The following is a 4,030-nucleotide window of genomic DNA, read 5'->3' on the forward strand; positions in this document are numbered from 1 at the left end:
ACCGGTCCGCGCCAGGCCGCGGCGGCATGCACGGCATTGCGAAGGGCGCGCCGCCGATGCCACGATGGCCGGCCATCAGCAACGCAGGGTCACGCGCCTGCGGCATCGAGGCATCACCAAATGAGCGGCGTGGACATCATCAAGCAGTTCGTCGAAGGCCGGATCTCACCCCGTGCGTTCGAGCAGCACCTCCATGCCGACACGGCGCTGCAGGCGCTGCTGGAGGGCGAGCGGAACCTGCCGACCTACGTGGCAGAGCCCGATCTGTACCTGCACCTGATCAGCCAGGACTACCAGAGCCTGGAAGGCATCTACAACGTCCAGACTCTGCTTTCCGAGTGGCTGGACAGGCAAGGCGTTGCCCATCTCGTAGACAACAGCCACCAACATCGCTTCACGCTGACCCTGAAGGCCCAGCCGAAATGGGTGTCGCTGCCGGCGGTGTACATCGACCGCTTCATGGCCGGGCACGATGCGCTGGATCCAAGGGCCCTGCAGTCGGCGTTGAAGGAAGCGGTCAAGCGCGAGTTCCGCTGCCTGAAAGCGCCGCCCAAGTGGCTGCAGGCGCCGGAATGGCCCATGGCCGGTGACATGCCGATGGTGTTCGTTGGGCAGCTGGACATCAGTGGGCTGGGCCATGATGCCGGCCAGGCGTATCTGTTCTTCGATGCGCAGCAGCAGCGGTTCCACACCGTCAGCCAGCGGTGTTGAGCGCTTCATGGATCGCACCGTCCTATCGCGTGATGCCGTCTCTTCGACGGGTGTGCACAGTGCCGGGCGTATAGTCGGCCCACACCTCGCTTTTCCCCATGGCACAGAACTCTCTGCAGTTCATCACCGCAAGGATCGAAGCAATGCCCAAGGGCTCAGACCTCCTGGTCGCCGCACTCGAAAATGAGGGCGTAGACCGCATCTTCGGCGTTCCGGGCGAGGAAAACCTCGATTTCCTGGAATCCCTGCGGAACTCCCGCATCGAACTGGTGCTTACCCGTCACGAACAGGCCGCCGCCTTCATGGCCGCCACCCATGGCCGCCTCACGGGCCGGCCCGGGGTCTGCCTCGCCACCCTCGGGCCCGGCGCACTTAACTTCTCCACCGGTGCGGCGTACGCCCATCTCGGGGCGTGGCCGATGATCCTGATCACCGGCCAGAAGGCGGTGATGAGCGCCCGGCAGGCGCGCTTCCAGATCGTGGACATCGTGGCCTCGATGAAGCCGCTCACGAAAATGACCCGCCAGATTGTCAGTCCCGCGGCCATTCCGGCCATGGTGCGCGATGCTTTCCGCGTCGCCATGGAGGAGCGTCCGGGCCCGGTGCATCTGGAACTGCCGGAGGATGTCGCCGGCGAAGAGGTAGACGCGGTACCGGTGATACCGGTGCACCCCCTGGACCGGCCCGTTGCCCCTGACGCAGCGCTCGACCGGGCCGTCACTGCCATCCTTGCCGCCAAGCGCCCCTTGGTGATGATCGGTGCGGCCTGTAGCCGCCCCTCGCTGACCGACGCGCTTTCCTCATTCGTGGCCCGCACGCGCCTGCCATTTTTCAATACCCAGATGGGCAAGGGGGCCGTTACCGGCGGCTCCAACCTGTACATGGGCACCGCTGCGCTGTCCGAAGGCGACTATGTCCACGAGGCCGTTGCGCGCGCGGACCTGATCATTGCCATCGGCCATGACACCATCGAAAAGCCGCCGTTCCTGATGAAAGACAATGGCGGGCCCAAGGTCATCCATGTCGGCTTCCAGTCCGCCACGGTCGAACAGGTCTACCACCCCGATATCGAGGTGATCGGCGACATCGGCGCCAGTGCCACCGCGCTTGCTGAACGGCTGGAGGGCAGGGTGGTCGAAGATGCGGGCACCGGTGAACTGCGTCAAAAGATCCTGTCCCGCCTCAACGACCGCGCCGAGGAAGACCGCTTCCCGGTCACGCCCCAGCGCCTGGTCCATGACGTGCGGCAGGCGATGCCCGAAGACGGCATCGTCTGCTTGGACAACGGCATGTACAAGATCTGGTTTGCCCGCAACTACCGCACGCATGTGGCCAATACGCTGCTGCTCGACAACGCGCTGGCCACCATGGGCGCCGGCCTGCCATCGGCCATGATGGCGTCGATGCTGTTTCCGCAGCGCCGCGTGTTGGCCGTCTGCGGCGACGGCGGCTTCATGATGAATTCGCAGGAGATGGAAACCGCCGTCAGGCTGGGCCTGAACCTGGTGGTCATCGTCCTCAACGACAGCGCCTACGGCATGATCCGCTGGAAGCAGGCGGTGGACGGCTTCGAGGATTTCGGCATGCGTTTCGGCAATCCCGATTTCGTGCGCTACGCCGAAGCCTATGGCGCGAAGGGCAGTCGGATCACGGCCGTGGACCAGCTGGTGCCCACGATCGAGGCCGCCCTTGCTGGCGGCGGCGTCCACCTGCTGGATGTGCCCATCGACTACTCCGAAAACACCCGCGTCCTGGTCGACGAACTGCGCAACCGCACGCCCGACGTGGGCTGTGCGTAAGCAGTCGCGTTGACGCCCCACACAAGGAATTTCCGATGTTGACCGTCGTACAAGCCTTCGACCGCGCCCCCATCGCCGACATCCCCTTCGACGATGCGGCGGCACTGGAACGCAAACTGAGCGCCGCGCAGCGGGCATTCAAGAACCGCGACGGCTGGCTGCAGCCGCACCAGCGCATCGTGATTCTGCGCAAGCTGGCCGCACTGATGGAGGCCAAACGTGACCATCTGGCCCTGCAGATCGCGCGCGAGGGCGGCAAGCCGCTCCCCGATGCCATCGTCGAGACCACCCGCGCCATCGATGGCGTCCACAACGCCGCCGATGAGCTGCGCAACTTTGCCGGCCGCGAAATCCCGATGGGCCTTTCAGCTGCGGCGGAAAATCGCTGGGCGTTCACCACCCGAGAGCCGATCGGCATTGTCGCGGCGATCTCGGCATTCAATCACCCGCTGAACCTGATCGTCCACCAGGTTGCGCCGGCCATCGCGGTGGGCTGCCCGGTCATCATCAAGCCGGCGTCCACCACGCCGCTGTCCTGCCTGGAATTCGTGGCGATGGTCCACGAGGCAGGCCTGCCGGAGCCGTGGTGCCAGAGCTTCCTCCCGGATGGCAACGCGTTGGCTGAGGCACTTGTCACCGACCCGCGCGTCGCCTTCCTCAGTTTCATCGGCTCGGCCCGGGTCGGTTGGTCGTTGCATGCCAAGCTGGCACACGGGGCGCGCTCGGCGCTCGAACATGGTGGCGTTGCACCGGCTATCGTGGACCGCAGCGCGGACCTGGCCAAGATCATCGAACCCATCGTCAAAGGCGGCTATTATCACGCCGGACAGGTCTGCGTATCCACCCAGCGCATTTTCGTGCACAACGCCATCGCCGACGACTTCACCCAGGCGCTGATCGCACGCGTAGAAAAGCTGCGTACCGGTGACCCCACGCTGAAAGATACCGAGGTAGGTCCGCTGATCCAGCCCCGCGAGGCCGACCGGGTGGCCGAATGGATCGAGGAGGCAGTGCAGGGCGGGGCGACCTGTGCAACCGGCGGCAAGCGCCTTTCCGACACGACGCTGCAACCCACCGTGCTGCTCGATCCTGCCAGCGACGCCCGGGTGACCACGCAGGAGGTCTTCGGCCCGGTGGTGGCGGTGTACCGCTATGGCGAGCTTGATGAGGCTATCGCGCGGGCGAACTCTTTGCCTACCGCCTTCCAGGCAAGCGTCTTCGCGCAGGACATCGATATCGCGATGCGCGCGGCCAACCGGCTGGATGCCTCTGCCGTGATGATCAACGACCCTACTGCGTTCCGCACGGACTGGATGCCGTTTGCGGGGCGCAGGGAGTCCGGTTATGGCACTGGGGGTATTCCCTACACGATGCGGGATATGTCGCAGGAGAAGATGATTCTCTTGCGGAGGAGTTGAGCTGAGTGAGGGGGAGGGCGGGCGCGGGTCCTTTCGATACCACTGCTGCCTCCTGTTGCGAGGGCTTGCTGCTAGCATTCCCTCAAAGGGCTGAATCAGGAC

General features: G+C 65.0%; 3 protein-coding genes. All 3 read left to right on the plus strand.

Annotation, left to right across the window (positions count from 1 at the left end; all coding sequences use genetic code 11):
* Positions 1 to 120: 120 nt before the first annotated feature.
* Complete coding sequence (locus DBR34_RS11560) at positions 121 to 711, plus strand: hypothetical protein (protein ID WP_128096905.1); 591 nt, start codon at positions 121 to 123, stop codon at positions 709 to 711.
* 143 nt (positions 712 to 854) lie between these two features.
* Positions 855 to 2,510, plus strand: coding sequence for an acetolactate synthase large subunit (locus DBR34_RS11565; RefSeq protein WP_128096906.1), 1,656 nt, complete (start codon positions 855 to 857; stop codon positions 2,508 to 2,510).
* Between the two features lie 35 nt (positions 2,511 to 2,545).
* Positions 2,546 to 3,928: an aldehyde dehydrogenase family protein gene (locus DBR34_RS11570; RefSeq protein WP_128096907.1), complete on the plus strand. Its 1,383-nt coding sequence runs from the start codon at positions 2,546 to 2,548 to the stop codon at positions 3,926 to 3,928.
* The last annotated feature ends 102 nt before the right edge of the window (positions 3,929 to 4,030 follow it).

This window comes from Stenotrophomonas sp. HMWF003, from assembly GCF_003061285.1.
In the GTDB taxonomy this organism is placed as follows: Bacteria; Pseudomonadota; Gammaproteobacteria; order Xanthomonadales; family Xanthomonadaceae; genus Stenotrophomonas; species Stenotrophomonas maltophilia_AP.